Source organism: Streptomyces sp. OR43, from assembly GCF_008042275.1.
GTDB lineage: Bacteria > Actinomycetota > Actinomycetes > Streptomycetales > Streptomycetaceae > Streptomyces.
Map to the genome: position 1 here is coordinate 1 of NZ_RDBK01000010.1, position 13,754 is coordinate 13,754.

The following is a 13,754-nucleotide window of genomic DNA, read 5'->3' on the forward strand; positions in this document are numbered from 1 at the left end:
GTGGTTCTCCGTGTGGTGTGGGGTGCCGTGGGCCGCCCACCCCCAGGCGGCCCACGGCACCCCACACCACACGGAGAACCACATGATCGCCTGCGTCCGCTGCGACGACACCAACGGCCCGTTCAGCCGCCGCCCCGAAGGCCACGTCTGCGAGAAGTGCCTCGACGAACAGGACGGCAAGCGATGACCGCCACCGTCGAGGAAACCGAGGTCATCCCCGGGGTGTACGACATCCCCGCCGAGATGTACCACGGCGACCCCATCCCCGGAGGCAGCCTGTCCTCTACCGGTGCCCGCACCCTCGTCAAGGCGCCGGCCAAGTTCCGCTACGACCTCGACCACCAGGAGCCGTACAAGGCGGCGTTCGACTTCGGGACCGCAGCCCACAAGCTCGTCCTCGGTGACGGACCCGAACTCGTCCTCGTCGACGCCGCCCGCTGGGACACCAACGAGATCAAGGCCCGGATCATCCAGATCCGCAAAGCCGGAAACATCCCGCTGAAGAAGCCCGACCTCCAGCGCGTCCACGACATGGCCACCGAGCTCAGCAAGAACCCTGAGGCCGCGGACCTCCTCCACCCCGACAGTGGCATCGCCGAGCAGTCCATGTTCTGGCAGACCGGGAACGTGTGGTGCCGCAGCCGCATCGACTGGCTCCGCGAAGACGGAATCGTCGACTACAAGACAGCCCGCTCCGCCCACCCGGACGCCATCCAGAAGGCCGTTGCCGAGCACAACTACCACGTTCAGGACGACTGGTACCGCCGCGGTGCCGCAGCCCTCGGAGTGCTCCCGCGCGAGGCCCCTTTCCACTTCATCTTCCAGGAGAAGGAACCCCCGTACCTCGTGACGGTGGTGCGCCTCGACCTGTGGCGCGACATCGCCCACCAGGTCAGCGAGCAGGCCCTGTTCCTCTACGACTCCTGCCGCAGCACCGGCCACTGGCCGGGCTACACCACCGACACCGCATACATCGCGCCGCCCGCCTGGCTTGAGCGCCAGTACGCCTAGGAGCAGATCATGACCCTTCCCGCGCCCAGCCGCGTCGGCCGCCCGCAGGCCGCTGCCAGCAACGAATACGACAACGGCCCGTTCACCTTCCGGCCTGCCACCAAGGACGGCCACAACGCCAGCGTCGCCATCCAGGGCCCGTCCGGCTCCGGCAAGACCTGGACCGGCCTCTGTGTCGCCAGCGGCCTCGCCGAAGGCCAGCGGTTCGCCGTCATCGACACCGAGCGCGGCGCCGCCGCCCTCTACGTCAACGACCTCAGCGCCAGCTTCGACACCCTGCCCATGCACCGGTACGACCCCCGCGACCTTCAGAAGGCCCTCGCAGCCGCAGCGCAGCGCCGCTACCCCGTCGTCATGGTCGACAGCCTCAGCCACTTCTGGTCCGGCACCGACGGCACCCTCGACCAGGTCGAGAACGCCAAGTCCAAGTACGGCGGCAACAAGTTCGCCGGCTGGAAGGACGGCACCCCGATCCAGAACGCCATGATCGAGGCGCTTATGTCCTACCCCGGCCACGTCGTCGTGACGATGCGGTCCTACACCGACTGGGTCCTGGAGAAGGGCCAGCCCGTCAACAAGGGCACCCGCGTCGAGCAGCGCCGCGGCATCGAGTTCGAGTTCGGCGTGGCCGCCGAAATGGACAAGAGCAACCAGCTGCGGTTCATCAAGTCCCGTTGCCCGGCCTTCAGGGGCCGCGAGTTCGACCGGCCCGACGGCGCCCGGGACATCGCCAAGCCGTACCTGGACTGGCTGCGCGACGGCGCGAAGCCCATCGACCCGGCCGTCTGGATCAACGCCGCGAACTCGCCGGAAGCCACCCCGGACAGCCTGCTCGCCCTCTACCGCGAGGTCGAAGCCGCCAGCGCCCTGGCAACCCCGCTGCTGCACCCGGACACCGGCAAGCCGATCAGCCTCGGCGACCGCATCAAGGAGCGCGGCACCGCACTCAAGGCCGCTTCCGCCGCCTGACCCACCCGCACTTAGGGGCCATCCCGCCCGCCGAAATCAGGCGGGGTGGCCCCACTGGTCAAGGAGACCACAGCCATGGACCGGAACGTCACCCTCACCGCTGTCGACGGCACCGACGCCCTCGCCTTCGTCATCATCCGCCCCGGCCAGACCGAAGGCGGCGTCAGCATCGAAGCTGCCGCCACCGGGCTCAGCCAGGAAGGCGCAGCCCACGTCCTACGCCACGTCGCCAATCAGTGGGACGGCGGCGGAGACGACCTCAGCGCCACCCTCAGTGCCCTCAACGCCCTGGCCGAGCGCTACGAGAACTCCGCCAACGGCACCACGACAACCCACCAATACATCCGGCAGGCAGCCCGCGATATCCGCTTCATCCTCACCGCCGGCCGGTTGCCCGCCCGCCTCATGACGGACGCCGAACTTGAGGCCCTCCTTCCCAGTCAGGACGCAGAACTCGTTGACGAGGAGCCCACCTCATGACCCACATCCAGCCCGTCTTTGACGGAGCTCAGCTCACCGCCTCCGCCCCGGCCGTTCGCCGCATCGTCGACGACTACGACGCCTGGGTGTCCGAGGTCTGGCCCGCCTTCGTCGCCGCCGCCGACACCGGGAAGCCGTTCACCGTCGACCAGGWCGCCAGGAACAACAAGCTCCCGGACCCGCCCCGCCCGCAGGCCCAGTGGGGCAACCTGCCCCGCCTCCTCGTCAACGCCGGGATCATGCGGCACCACGACTACGGCGGCAGCGAACGGGCCCGCCACAGCCTCGTCCACGTGTGGATCGGCATACCGGAACGGCAGCGCGAAGCCGTCGTTCGCCACCTTGCCGAAGCACGCAAGGAGCGGGCCGCCGCCCGAGCCCAGCAGCGGAGGGCCGCATGAACGGCCCCTACCTCGCCCTGATCCTCGGCCTCGGCTCCCGCGCATGGACCGACCGCAACCTGATCGACAACGTGCTCACCGAGGTGTGGCACGACGCCCGCCAGGACGGCTACAGCGGCATCGAGGTCATGGAAGGCACCGCCAAGGGCGCTGACCAGATGTGCGGCGACTGGGCCAAAGCCCGGTTCGACGACGGTGTCGCCCACCTGCCCGTTGAGGCGGACTGGGAAGGGCCCTGCGCCGACACCTGCCCGCCCGGACACCGCAAGGCCCGCCGCGACGGCACCGAGTACTGCCCGCTCGCCGGCCACCGCCGCAACCAGAACATGGTCGACCGCCGGCCGCTCATCGCCCTCGCCTTCCAGGTCGGCAACTCCACCGGCACCGCCGACTGCATTCGCCGCGTCGAAAAGGCCGGCGTAACCGTCCGGAGGTGGGCGGCATGAACAACGCCGACTACCTCATCAACGCCGGCCTGCTGTACGGGCCCGGCCTGCTCCTCGCCGCGGGCACAGCCGGTGCCTGGAGAACCGGCTGGTGGATCCGCGACCGCCACCAAGCCCGCATCGACAAGCAGACCTACACCGCCCGGGCCGCCCGCCTCAACCGGGTCGCCGACCGGGCCGACGCATTCCTCGCCATGCCCGAAGACCTCGTCACCGCCCGGCTCGAAGCCCACTACGCCGCCACACCCAACCACGCCCGCGAGGAGGGCCGATGACCACCGCAGTCCGCCGAGTCCGTCAATCCGTTCCCGCCGAAGCGTTCGATCACGGCGACCCCAAGCGCTACCGCCGCGGCTGCCGCTGCGACCTCTGCAAAGCAGGAGTCAGCGCCGACACCCTGCGCTGGAAGTACCTGCGCAGCGTCGGACGGAGCGGAATCGTGCCCATCGACCGGGCACGCCGACACGTCGCCAACCTGCGGGCCGCAGGCATGCCCGACAAAGACATCATGAAACTGGCGGAGATCTCCCCGGAAGTCCTCCGGCGAGTCATCGCGAACGGTGCGAAGCTGCGCTACACCACCGAACTCCGCATTCTCGCCGTACCCGCACCCAGTCAGCCCGGCCGAACCATGCGCCGCGTCGACAGCGTCGGAACCCGTCGACGCCTTCGCGCACTCATCGCTCTTGGCTGGACCCGCAAGGCCATCGCCGCGCGCATCCCCGGCATGTACGCCGAGTACCTTGCCCGACTCGTACACAGCGAATCACCTGTCACCACCTGGATGGCAGGGCGGATCGAGCAGGGCTACAGGGAATTGGCGGGGCTTCAGCCTGAAGCGCACGGTGTCGCACCCCGTGAAGCCAAGCGGTCACGCCGGGAAGCGGCCGAGAACCTGTGGGCTCCTCCGGGGGCGTGGGATGACGACCGCCTCGACGACCCCAACGTTGCGCCGGAGTGGACAGGCCACTGCGGCACTGACCGCGGGTGGTGGATGCACCGCAAGCAGGACATTCCAGTGTGCACCGCCTGCCACCAGGCGCACGAGCAGTGGAAGCAGGAACGCCGGCACCTACCCCGCAGCGAGTACATGGCACTCGTCGCCGCATCCAGGGCCAGCGCATTCTGCCGCGGCGCAGTCATCGCCCAGAACGCCCGCGAACTCCTCGCCGACGGAGCCACCTACGAGCAGGCCGCAAACCGGCTCAAGGTCAGCACCCAGCACCTGTTCCAAGAACTGCGCCGCTACCCGGCCTCGACGGAAGAACTGGAGGCGGCAGCGTGACCAGCATCAAAGCCGAAACCTGGCGCGAGAACGCCCTCTGTCGGCAGACCGACCCGGAGCTGTTCATGCCCGACGTCGGCGGCTCCACGAGGGACGCAAGGCGCACCTGCATGGCCTGCGAGGTACGGCCTCAATGCCTCGACTACGCGGTCCAGGCCGGCGAGCAGTGGGGCGTCTGGGGCGGGCTCGGCCAGCAAGAACTCCGCCGGCTCATCCGGGCACGGCGAGCAGAAACCGAGGCGGCATGACAACGGCGGGCCACCAGTGGGTGGCCCGCCACACGGCGTTGCGCACACGACAAAACCCCGCAGAAACGCGGGGGAGGGAAGGAGGGGATGTGTCAGTCCGTCGACGCTGCGGCCTCGTCGCGCTGCCGCTTCTTGTGCGCGGTGACCTCGCGCTTGATGTACATGCGCAGGTCGTCCGACCGGCTGATGCCCTTGTCTTCGCAGGCAGCGCCGTATGCCTCCCAGGTCTCTTTGTCGAGACGGAAGACGCGGTTGGGCATGGGGTCGCGGGTGGCCATGGCAAAAGACTAGCGGTTGCCTATGCGATCCGTCGACCCGGCGCGGTGGGCTGGCTTCAGAAAACGCATATGCCTTGCCTATGCGTTGAGCGTCAGATCCTGGTAGCGTTCTGCATATGCGATTCCGGCTCTCGGGCCAATCGTGACAGGGCTGCCCGCTTGCCTGCGGGGCCCGCATCAATAGCCACCTCCACCAACAAGGAGGACACCTTGACCGCACCGCGCATCGGATCCCTCTTCACCGGGACCGGAGCCCTCGACCTCGCCGTCATGGACGTGTTCGGCGGCGAAACCGTGTGGCACTCCCAGTACGAACCGCCCGACAAGAAGGGGAAGCCCGACACCAACCAGTACGCGGCGAAGATCCTCGCCCGCCACTGGTCGAACGTGCCGAACCTCGGCGACATCACCGCCATCGACTGGGCGACTGTCCGCGCCGAACACGGGCCGATCAACATCCTCACCGGTGGCTTCCCCTGCCAGGACGTCTCCTCCGCCGGGAAGCGTGCCGGACTCACCGACGACTCCCGCTCAGGACTCTGGGCCCACATGGCCCGCGCCATTGCCGAACTCAAACCCGAACTGGTGGTCATCGAAAATGTCGAAGGGCTCCTCTCAGCGCAAGCTGCCGGCGACCTGGAACCCTGCCCGTACTGCGTGGGAGACCGACACGATCAGCCTCTACTGCGGGCACTTGGAGCCGTTCTTGGCGACCTGGCCGTCCTCGGGTTCGATGCGGAATGGGCGCGCGTCGCAGCGTCCGAGGTCGGCGCTGCCCACGGTCGCAAGCGCGTCTTCATCTACGCCTGGCCGGCTGATGCCGACCCCGGTCGCCTCGGACGGTGGTACGGACAGAGGCTCTTCGGCTGGCTGGGGGCTGCGGGACGAGACGCAGAAGCTGCTGCCGACGCCGCGCACCTCGGACACGAACGGGATCGGGACGCACGGGACGGGCGGACCGGACCTACGGACGGCGGTATCGCTTCTGCCAACGCCCAGGGCACGGGACGGAAAGGGGCGCGACCCGAACCCGCGGGGCGTGGACCTGAACGAGGCATTGCACCGGCTTCTGCCGACACCGACCGCATCGAATCCGAACGACGGGGAGTCGCTGGAGTCCTGGGAAGCCAGGCGTCAGCGGAACCTGGCGAAGGGGATCAACGGCAACGGGCAGGGAACTCCGTTGGCGATAGCGGTGAAGCTGCTGCCGACCCCGATGGCCGGGGACGCGAAGGGGACCAGGAGCGCGACGGCGGGCCGGAAGACGGACAACCCGAACGTGAACCTCGGGTGGACGCTGTCGGACGTGGTGCACGACGGGAGACTGTCGAACCCGTCTGCCCCACCTGCGGATGTGAAGAGTCCTTCCACGACGGAGGCGGCTTCTGCGCCGGCCCCTGCGTCGGAGACTGCACGGACCTCGAACTCGGACGACCCGCAGACTGCCCAGCTGATTGCCCCGTCTGCGCCGATGAGGCTCTTGCCGACACCGACAACCAGCGCACAGGAGAAGAGCACCCGGGCGCTGACCTCATCGTCGGAGAACGGGCGCCGAAGCGGCGGCGGTCAATCGAGTTCGCCGGGCTTAACCGAAATCGTGAAGCTGGTCTCGGGGGAGCGGCCGAGCAATCTGCCCTCAAACGAGAACCTACCGCCGAGCAGCAGGCGAATCGTCGAACAATTCTCAACCTCCGAGACGGCGACCCCGACATCGACTGGGGCGACTACGGCCCCGCCATCCGACGATGGGAAGCCATCCTCGGACGACACGCTCCTTGGCCCACTGACGCTCTGGGACGACTGAGCCCCGCCTTCACCGAATGGCTCATGGGCCTCCCCGACGGCTGGGTCACCTGTACCCCTGGGCTCACCCGCAGCGCCATGCTCCGCGCCCTCGGCAATGGGGTCGTCCGCCAGCAGGCCGTCGCCGCTCTGCACCTGCTCGCCGGCCGGGCCGACGCCTTGGTCGCCGCATGACCTACCCCGGCCCAATACCGGCCCCCACCTGACCTGACCGCGGCCGACGGGCCGTGACCGGCAGACCTATCCACGCCCCGCTTGAAGGAAGTTCCCATGGCAGAGAAGGACAAGCGCACCTACGTCAAGGTGCACGACGGTCTGCCGGACCACCCGAAGATCATTGACGCGGGTGGTGAGGCCGGCTGGCTGTACGTGTGCGGTCTCGCCTACGCGTCCCGGCAGCTGACCGACGGCGTCCTCCCTCGCCGTCTCGTCCTTCGACTGACCGACGGAAGCAACCCTGAAGCAAGTGCTTCGGCACTGGTTCGCGTTGGCTTGTGGCACGAGGGCGAACACGACTGCCCCACCTGCCCCCAGGCGAGTCCCGACACCTACGTCATCCACGACTACCTGGAGCACCAGCGCTCGTCTGCCGAGGTCGCAGACCTTCGCGCCAAGCGTGCAGCCGCAGGTCAGCGGGGTGGCAAGCGCTCCGGAGAGTCCCGCCGAGCCTCCTCTGAAGCCGAAGCAAACCGTGAAGCAAGTGCTTCAGCAAAAGCGAAGCAAGCGGGAAGCAAAAACGAACCAGAGACAGAGACAGAGACAGAAGTAAAAGAAAAGACTTCCCGAACTCCTGCGGAGTCCGCGGATGCCCCCGCCCGGCACGACGTCGAACGCGTCTGCAAGCACCTCGCCACCGTCATCGAGAACGGCGGCGACAAGCGCCCCCGCATCAGCGCCAAGTGGCGAACCGACATGCGGCGCCTCTTCGACATCGACGGCATCACACCGGACCAGGCCATCACCGCCATCGACTGGGCCCACGCCAGCGACTTCTGGAACGCCCACATCCTCACCCCGGCCAAGCTCCGCGAGAAGTACCCCACCCTCCGCCGCCAGGCCGCAAACGAACGCAACCGCGGGACCGGCGGCGGCGCGCAAACCGCACAACGGCACCAGCCCGAAGAGGAGATCATCAATGACAGCCAGTTCGGATAACGAGAGCCCCATGGGCTCCTGGCTCAACGAACGCCGCACCCAGGCCCTTGCCGCGTTCGACGAGCAGATCCCGCTCCTGTACCGCCGCCGCATCTACCTCAACACCAAGGTCGCCCAGTGGGCCGACTGCACCGACGAGGCACCCACCAGCCTTTTCCTCTGGGGCCCGCTCGGCGTCGGGAAAACCCACAGCGCCTGGCAGGCCACCCGGCGCTGGGTCGGCCAGCAGTTCGCCGGCGACTACCGCGGCACCCCGATCGTGCAGACCTGGCGATCCACCGCCCTCTTCGACGCCCTGCGCCCCGACGACAACGGCGGCAGCCCGCAGCGGCTCATGAAGCAACTCCAGACCGCGGACCTGCTGTACATCGACGACGTCGCCGCCGCCCGCGTCTCCCCGACCGGCTGGACCCAGGAACGGCTCTACGAAATCTTCGACGAGCGGTACATCAACCGGCTCCCGATCCTGATCACCAGCGATGTGAAGCCCAGCCAGATCAGCCACATCGTGGGGGAGCGGGTCACCTCCCGGGCGGCAGAGATCTTCCGCAGCGGCGTCGTCCACCTCGACGGCGACGACCGCCGGCAGGGCGGTGTAGCCGCATGAGCGCCGACCCGGTGCAGGTCGAGTACCTGTACGGCATCAAGCCCGGCCGATTCGACGCCAACGATGACTGGCAGGCCGAAAGCATCGTTGCCTTCCGGATCACGAAGAAGACCCCGAAGCGGACCTACTACGACGCCGAGCTTTACGGCCGAGGCCCGCACATCCGTTTCGTCGACCGGCACCGCCTCGAAACCGATGGCGAGATCACCCGGAAAGGCCAGTGGTGGGAGCCCGACCTCCGGCTCTACACGCAGCCCCCGCAGACCTTCCCGCCCCAGTGGGACCTCGACCTGCCCCGACTCAAAGCCGAGATGGCCGCCGCCCACCCCGACAAGGAAACCGGTAGCCACCAAGCGTTCATTGCCGCCCGCGCCCGGTACGAGCACGCCCGCACCCAGGAGACCAGCGCATGAGCACCGACCCGTGGGGCGAGCCCACCGACGACCAGCCCAACACAATGCCCGCACTTCCCGCCGACTTCGAAGCCGAGAGAATCGTCGTCGCCACCGCCATGGCAAGGCCCTCCATCGTCGACGAGCTGGCAGCAACCGGCTTCGACCCCGCCGACATCGTTGACGACCGCTACCGGTGGGTCTGGTTCGCCGTCGAGGAACTCGCCTCCAGCTTCAAGCACGGGGAGATCCGGTACGTCCCCGTCGCCCGACAGCTTCAGGCGTGGCGTGCCGACGGCCGCATCGCCAGCGTCCCGCTCAGTGAAGACCAGTTGCGCGAGCTGTACGACCACGCCCAGGCCGGATCCGAGGGGTACTTCGCAGACCGGATCACTGACAAGGCCATCGCTGCCCGCATGGTGGCCCACGGTCACGCCTCCGTCCTTCGCGGCAACTCGCCGGCGTTCGACCGTGACCAGGACGTTGCCGCCGCCCAGGCCGAGCTCGACGGTGTGGTCCGCGCGACCGGCGACAGCGAGACCACCTTGGTCGGTGAGCTGCTGGCCGGTGTGTTCGAACGGGCAGTCACCCCGCCCACCAACGACGACAAGATCCCTACCGGGTTCGTCGACCTCGACGCCTTGCTGTGCGGCGGATGGGCCCCCGGTCAGATGGTCGTCGTCGGGGCCAGGCCGGCGATGGGCAAGACCACCTTCGGCCTCGGGCTGGCCAGGGCCGCCGCCATCCACAACAACATCCCGACCCTGTTCGAGTCGCTGGAGATGGGCAACGCCGAACTCGGCAACAGCATCGTCTCCGCCGAAGCCCGGGTCGCCCTTCACCACATCAAGCAGGGCGTCGTCGCCGACGACCCGGAGGCCACCCGTCGCATGGCGCTCAAGGCCGCAAAGATCAAGCCGGCGCCGCTGCACATCAACGACGGCGCGAACCTGTCCATGGCCACCCTCCGCGGCCGGGTCCGCCACCTCGTCCGCACCGAAGGTCTCCGGCTCGTCATCGTCGACTACCTCCAGCTGATGCAGGCGCCGCGGGCCGAGTCCAGGCAGGTCGCCGTCTCCGAGATGTCCCGCCAGTTGAAGCTCCTCGCCAAGGAATTCCAGATCACCGTGGTCGTCCTGGCCCAGCTCAACCGTGGGCCGGAGCAGCGCACCGAGAAGAAGCCGATGGTGTCCGACCTTCGCGAGTCCGGCGCGATTGAGCAGGACGCCGACATCGTGATCCTGCTTCACCGCGAGGACGCCTACGAGAAGGAGTCGCCGCGCGCCGGCGAGGCCGACCTGATCGTCGGTAAGCACCGCGGCGGGCCGACGGCGACGATCACCACCGCGTTCCAGGGGCATTTTGCCCGATTCGTAGATATGGCTCAGCCCTGATGTGGGAGCCGTCCGTCGACGACATCGTCGCCGCCCGCGAACAAGGCGACCTCAAAGCCCTCCTCCTCCTGGCCGCCGGCATCACGCTCGCCGCCCCCAAGCAGCGCGAGGCCGAACCGGACGAGCCCTGCTTCCACATCCGCCGCCCCGGCGCCTGGCCCTGCGGCACCGCAGCCACCGGACCCACACCAACACCCTGCACCGACTGCCAGAACGGAGGGCCCCCATGACCGACAACTGCCCGAACTGCCCGCAGCAGCAGGTGAACCCGGTCGCCGAGGACATCCGCGGCACCCAGGTCAGCCACCTCTACCGGTGCGCCGGCTGCGGCCACATCTGGTCGACGAACCGGGACGCCGATGCCTACGGACAGGAAGCGGCGTGACGGCCGCAGCGGGGACCGGTTCGTTGCCTGGCCGCGCGCCTGTCCCGCTGCCCGCCCCTGGCTCGAACACTGCTTCGTTGGAGGTGCGGGTACCCGGAACCCTTTCCAGGCCCGCAGGCGGCCGTACAGGGCTTCCGTCGGAGTCGACCCCGTGCCGCGTGTGTGGCCGCCCGCTGTGCACCGAGCGGTGGGTGGCCCGCCAGATCGGCCCGGTCTGCGCCCGCCGCCTCGGRGACCGGGTTCACCTGCTGCTGCGGGCAGTTCGGGCAGTTGTCGGTCATGGGGGCCCTCCGTTCTGGCAGTCGGTGCAGGGTGTTGGTGTGGGTCCGGTGGCTGCGGTGCCGCAGGGCCAGGCGCCGGGGCGGCGGATGTGGAAGCAGGGCTCGTCCGGTTCGGCCTCGCGCTGCTTGGGGGCGGCGAGCGTGATGCCGGCGGCCAGGAGGAGGAGGGCTTTGAGGTCGCCTTGTTCGCGGGCGGCGACGTGCCACCTCGGCCCGCACTCGCGCAACGGTCGCCTCGGCCCGCTCGGCGCCGTTGACGCGCACAGCTGGGAAAACGGCTTCGTCCTCGCGCTTTCCGTCGTGGAGGTGCGCGCCCGCCTTGTCGATTGACGGGAGTGAAGCGTCGAGGTCGCACGAGCAGCGCGGCGACAGAGGCGCCGGGATCGCAGCTCGGATGCGGGCGAGAGACGTCTCCCCGATGCCGGGGACGGCGAGCAGCTGCTCGTCCGTCATCCGCCGCACGTCGGCCAGGGAGTGGCCGTGGAAGTGCAGGGTGTGCGCGATGACGCGGGCCTTGCGGTCCCCGCCCAGAGCCTGGATCAGTGGAGACTGGCCACCGTGCAGCAGGGCATCGGCGGTGTCGGGCGCCGGGCAGTCGATACGGGAGCACGTCACATGCCCGCCCGAGCCGAGGAACAGGCTGGCACCGCCACAGGCAGGGCAACGGCCCTGGACGTCAATCATGATGCGCCCCGCCAGTTCTGCCGCGCCAACCAGCGACGTACCACATGGTTGTGCCGGGCGTCGGCCAGAGCGTTGTGTTCGCCGCTCTCCTGCTGCGGCAGGTCATCCGATGCAAGGCCGAGCCGGAGCCGCTCCTGCTGGATGTCGCAGGTGAACATCGGCACACCTTCGGGCAGGTCGATCATGCGGCCCCAGAGCTGGGCGAGGCCAACGTGGTCGTAGGCGCCGTAGTTCGCCCAGAGCTCGACGTCAGGCCCGGCACCGCGGATGAAGCCCATGACGTCGTCGGCTATGCGCTCGCGCCGCTTTACGACCGGGTCGGTGTAGTCAAACAGCCAGGAGCGCGGCACGTGGTTGCGCCGGTCGCCCGCCCCCTTCGGGAGGCTCGGAACGACGTTCTCCATCAGCCACTCGTGCTTGCGGATCTTGCGCACAGGCATGTCGCGGTTGACGGCGTAGTACTCGCGGCCGTCGTCACACACCATGCCGATGGAGATCAGCTCGATGGTGCGGCCGTCCTCCAGAAATTCGAGGTCGTAGTCGATAGCGGTCATGTCCGCCTCCGGTGCGGGTGGGTGCGGGTAGGGGCGGCTGGCCTAGACCCGCACGGCCAGGCCAGCCGCAGGGGCCGCGACGCGGTGAAGCAACGACCCGCGGCCAGAGTAACCCCCAGCCTTGGAATCGTAGGCATAATCGAACCTAAAGCCTATGATTCAAAGGTCAACGGCTGCACGGGCGTCGAGATTCGAGCGGCGCACCAGCCGACCACCCGCAAGGAGGCCCCGTGGCCTGGTACCCAGCAGCCAAGAAGCTGGAGCTGCAGCCAGAAAGCGACAACCAGCCGGCGATCCGGCCAACGCAGTTCCTGCTCCACAGCATCGTCGCCCCCTGGACACCCCAGCGAACCTACGAGTACTGGCGCGACTCCACGAACCTTGAGTCCCACTTCGGGCTTGGATACGACGGGTCCCTGGGCCAGTTCATCGGCACCCAGACCCGGGCCGACGCCACCGGCGCGGCGAACCTCCGGGCCGACGGAACCGGCGCCGTCTCGCTGGAGTCCGCATCCAACCTCCAGGCGTCGGACCCGTGGACCGACGAACAGGTCGAAGCGATCATCCGGCTCGGCGTCTGGCTCCACCAGACCCACGACATCCCCCTGCGGATCTGCCGCACACCCGACGATCCAGGATTCGGCTACCACCGGCTGTTCAGCGCCTGGAACCCCGACACGCACTCCTGCCCCGGGCCGGCCCGAGTGACGCAGTTCCACAACACGGTCTTCCCCGGCATCGTCGCCCGCGCGAACGGTGCACCCTCCAGCGAGGAGCTCGACATGGACGGCAAGCAGGTCTACGACGCGGTGTGGATGAAGGACGCAGCACCGGCCCCGTCCCGCTCCGCGACGAAGAAGACCAACCCCAACTGGTCCCCTATCTCGTTCCTCCGCGAGATCTACGACCTCGTCGCCACCGTCAACGACAACGTGAAGAAGCTCGCCACGCGCGTCGACGCCATCGAGAAGGAGAGCCACAAGTGAAGATCTTCGGCAGAGAGCCCGTCTACATCCTGGCGTTCGTCGCCATCGTCCTTAAGCTCGGTGCCGGTTACGGCCTCAACGTCTCGGACGAGCAGCAGACGCTCATCAACACCGCGCTCGCCTGTGCCGTCGCGATCATCTCCGCGATCGTCCTCCACGACGGAGCCGTCGGCGCAGCCATCGTCAACTTCGCCCAGGCCGCCCTCGCCCTCTTCCTCGGGTACGGCCTCGACATGACCGCCCAGGAACAGGCCGGCTGGATGGCAGCCGTCGCCGGCGCCGTCGCCCTCTGGGAACACCGGGAAGTCACAGCGCCCGTCCCCTCGACACCCCTGGAACGCACCAGCCCCTACAAGGGCTCCACGCCCGCAGGCGTCTGACGGTCGAGGGGGCGA

20 protein-coding genes are annotated in these 13,754 nt (G+C 68.5%); 18 read left to right on the top strand and 2 right to left on the bottom strand.

Annotation, left to right across the window (positions count from 1 at the left end; all coding sequences use genetic code 11):
• From EAO72_RS42460 to EAO72_RS07765, 9 genes are all read left to right on the top strand, one after another.
• Positions 1 to 187, top strand: a 187-nt coding sequence (locus tag EAO72_RS42460; RefSeq protein ID WP_222724071.1) for a hypothetical protein, incomplete at its 5' end; no start/stop codon positions are given.
• Positions 184 to 1,011, top strand: a complete 828-nt coding sequence (locus EAO72_RS07730; protein ID WP_148016489.1) for a PD-(D/E)XK nuclease-like domain-containing protein — start codon at positions 184 to 186, stop codon at positions 1,009 to 1,011. The genes EAO72_RS42460 and EAO72_RS07730, both read left to right, overlap by 4 nt.
• A gap of 9 nt (positions 1,012 to 1,020) precedes the next feature.
• On the top strand, positions 1,021 to 1,980 hold the full coding sequence (locus tag EAO72_RS07735) for an AAA family ATPase (protein WP_148016490.1): 960 nt from the start codon (positions 1,021 to 1,023) through the stop codon (positions 1,978 to 1,980).
• A gap of 75 nt (positions 1,981 to 2,055) precedes the next feature.
• Positions 2,056 to 2,460, top strand: coding sequence for a hypothetical protein (locus EAO72_RS07740; RefSeq protein ID WP_148016491.1), 405 nt, complete (start codon positions 2,056 to 2,058; stop codon positions 2,458 to 2,460).
• Positions 2,457 to 2,861: a hypothetical protein gene (locus EAO72_RS07745; protein WP_148016492.1), complete on the top strand. Its 405-nt coding sequence runs from the start codon at positions 2,457 to 2,459 to the stop codon at positions 2,859 to 2,861. The genes EAO72_RS07740 and EAO72_RS07745 overlap by 4 nt, the downstream gene beginning before the upstream one ends.
• On the top strand, positions 2,858 to 3,307 hold the full coding sequence (locus EAO72_RS07750; protein WP_148016493.1) for an SLOG family protein: 450 nt from the start codon (positions 2,858 to 2,860) through the stop codon (positions 3,305 to 3,307). Before EAO72_RS07745 ends, EAO72_RS07750 begins: the two co-directional genes overlap by 4 nt.
• A complete protein-coding gene (locus EAO72_RS07755) occupies positions 3,304 to 3,582 on the top strand; it encodes a hypothetical protein (RefSeq protein ID WP_148016494.1) in 279 nt (92 codons plus the stop codon). Before EAO72_RS07750 ends, EAO72_RS07755 begins: the two co-directional genes overlap by 4 nt.
• Positions 3,579 to 4,592 (top strand): hypothetical protein, encoded by a 1,014-nt coding sequence (locus EAO72_RS07760; RefSeq protein ID WP_148016495.1) that lies wholly within the window; start codon positions 3,579 to 3,581, stop codon positions 4,590 to 4,592. The genes EAO72_RS07755 and EAO72_RS07760 overlap by 4 nt, the downstream gene beginning before the upstream one ends.
• Positions 4,589 to 4,840, top strand: a complete 252-nt coding sequence (locus tag EAO72_RS07765; RefSeq protein ID WP_261991362.1) for a WhiB family transcriptional regulator — start codon at positions 4,589 to 4,591, stop codon at positions 4,838 to 4,840. The genes EAO72_RS07760 and EAO72_RS07765 overlap by 4 nt, the downstream gene beginning before the upstream one ends.
• Positions 4,841 to 4,932: 92 nt before the next feature.
• Here EAO72_RS07765 and EAO72_RS07770 read toward each other — a convergent pair whose 3' ends face one another.
• The gene (locus tag EAO72_RS07770) at positions 4,933 to 5,118 is read right to left on the bottom strand and encodes a hypothetical protein (RefSeq protein ID WP_148016496.1); all 186 of its coding nucleotides are present in this window, start codon (positions 5,116 to 5,118) and stop codon (positions 4,933 to 4,935) included.
• 210 nt (positions 5,119 to 5,328) lie between these two features.
• Between EAO72_RS07770 and EAO72_RS43755 the strand changes: the two genes are divergently transcribed.
• From EAO72_RS43755 to EAO72_RS41825, 7 genes are all read left to right on the top strand, one after another.
• Positions 5,329 to 7,095 carry a DNA cytosine methyltransferase gene (locus EAO72_RS43755; protein ID WP_222724072.1) on the top strand — a complete coding sequence of 589 codons (1,767 nt, stop codon included), beginning with the start codon at positions 5,329 to 5,331 and terminating at the stop codon, positions 7,093 to 7,095.
• Positions 7,096 to 7,191: 96 nt separating this feature from the next.
• Positions 7,192 to 8,076, top strand: a complete 885-nt coding sequence (locus tag EAO72_RS41820; RefSeq protein WP_187284963.1) for a hypothetical protein — start codon at positions 7,192 to 7,194, stop codon at positions 8,074 to 8,076.
• Positions 8,057 to 8,683: a DnaA ATPase domain-containing protein gene (locus tag EAO72_RS07785; RefSeq protein ID WP_187284964.1), complete on the top strand. Its 627-nt coding sequence runs from the start codon at positions 8,057 to 8,059 to the stop codon at positions 8,681 to 8,683. The genes EAO72_RS41820 and EAO72_RS07785 overlap by 20 nt, the downstream gene beginning before the upstream one ends.
• Positions 8,680 to 9,096, top strand: coding sequence for a hypothetical protein (locus tag EAO72_RS07790; RefSeq protein WP_148016498.1), 417 nt, complete (start codon positions 8,680 to 8,682; stop codon positions 9,094 to 9,096). The genes EAO72_RS07785 and EAO72_RS07790 overlap by 4 nt, the downstream gene beginning before the upstream one ends.
• Positions 9,093 to 10,469, top strand: coding sequence for a replicative DNA helicase (locus EAO72_RS07795; RefSeq protein ID WP_148016499.1), 1,377 nt, complete (start codon positions 9,093 to 9,095; stop codon positions 10,467 to 10,469). Before EAO72_RS07790 ends, EAO72_RS07795 begins: the two co-directional genes overlap by 4 nt.
• Positions 10,469 to 10,699, top strand: coding sequence for a hypothetical protein (locus EAO72_RS07800; RefSeq protein ID WP_148016500.1), 231 nt, complete (start codon positions 10,469 to 10,471; stop codon positions 10,697 to 10,699). The genes EAO72_RS07795 and EAO72_RS07800 overlap by 1 nt, the downstream gene beginning before the upstream one ends.
• A complete protein-coding gene (locus EAO72_RS41825) occupies positions 10,696 to 10,854 on the top strand; it encodes a hypothetical protein (protein ID WP_187284965.1) in 159 nt (52 codons plus the stop codon). The genes EAO72_RS07800 and EAO72_RS41825 overlap by 4 nt, the downstream gene beginning before the upstream one ends.
• Before the next feature lie 961 nt (positions 10,855 to 11,815).
• Here the strand turns inward: EAO72_RS41825 and EAO72_RS07805 are convergent.
• Positions 11,816 to 12,373 (bottom strand): 3'-5' exoribonuclease, encoded by a 558-nt coding sequence (locus EAO72_RS07805; protein WP_148016501.1) that lies wholly within the window; start codon positions 12,371 to 12,373, stop codon positions 11,816 to 11,818.
• Positions 12,374 to 12,603: 230 nt separating this feature from the next.
• Here EAO72_RS07805 and EAO72_RS07810 point away from each other — a divergent pair, with 230 nt between their 5' ends.
• On the top strand, positions 12,604 to 13,359 hold the full coding sequence (locus EAO72_RS07810) for a peptidoglycan recognition protein family protein (protein WP_148016502.1): 756 nt from the start codon (positions 12,604 to 12,606) through the stop codon (positions 13,357 to 13,359).
• A complete protein-coding gene (locus EAO72_RS07815) occupies positions 13,356 to 13,739 on the top strand; it encodes a hypothetical protein (protein WP_148016503.1) in 384 nt (127 codons plus the stop codon). Before EAO72_RS07810 ends, EAO72_RS07815 begins: the two co-directional genes overlap by 4 nt.
• Positions 13,740 to 13,754 lie beyond the last annotated feature (15 nt).

Bases quoted from the DNA above. Each gene is read 5' to 3' on its own strand.
- EAO72_RS07730 (WP_148016489.1), top strand. From the start codon at position 184: ATGACCGCCACCGTCGAGGAAACCGAGGTCATCCCCGGGGTGTACGAC.
- EAO72_RS07735 (WP_148016490.1), top strand. From the start codon at position 1,021: ATGACCCTTCCCGCGCCCAGCCGCGTCGGCCGCCCGCAGGCCGCTGCC.
- EAO72_RS07740 (WP_148016491.1), top strand. From the start codon at position 2,056: ATGGACCGGAACGTCACCCTCACCGCTGTCGACGGCACCGACGCCCTC.
- EAO72_RS07750 (WP_148016493.1), top strand. From the start codon at position 2,858: ATGAACGGCCCCTACCTCGCCCTGATCCTCGGCCTCGGCTCCCGCGCA.
- EAO72_RS07755 (WP_148016494.1), top strand. From the start codon at position 3,304: ATGAACAACGCCGACTACCTCATCAACGCCGGCCTGCTGTACGGGCCC.
- EAO72_RS07760 (WP_148016495.1), top strand. From the start codon at position 3,579: ATGACCACCGCAGTCCGCCGAGTCCGTCAATCCGTTCCCGCCGAAGCG.
- EAO72_RS07770 (WP_148016496.1), bottom strand. From the start codon at position 5,118: ATGGCCACCCGCGACCCCATGCCCAACCGCGTCTTCCGTCTCGACAAA.
- EAO72_RS41820 (WP_187284963.1), top strand. From the start codon at position 7,192: ATGGCAGAGAAGGACAAGCGCACCTACGTCAAGGTGCACGACGGTCTG.
- EAO72_RS07785 (WP_187284964.1), top strand. From the start codon at position 8,057: ATGACAGCCAGTTCGGATAACGAGAGCCCCATGGGCTCCTGGCTCAAC.
- EAO72_RS07790 (WP_148016498.1), top strand. From the start codon at position 8,680: ATGAGCGCCGACCCGGTGCAGGTCGAGTACCTGTACGGCATCAAGCCC.
- EAO72_RS07795 (WP_148016499.1), top strand. From the start codon at position 9,093: ATGAGCACCGACCCGTGGGGCGAGCCCACCGACGACCAGCCCAACACA.
- EAO72_RS07800 (WP_148016500.1), top strand. From the start codon at position 10,469: ATGTGGGAGCCGTCCGTCGACGACATCGTCGCCGCCCGCGAACAAGGC.
- EAO72_RS41825 (WP_187284965.1), top strand. From the start codon at position 10,696: ATGACCGACAACTGCCCGAACTGCCCGCAGCAGCAGGTGAACCCGGTC.
- EAO72_RS07805 (WP_148016501.1), bottom strand. From the start codon at position 12,373: ATGACCGCTATCGACTACGACCTCGAATTTCTGGAGGACGGCCGCACC.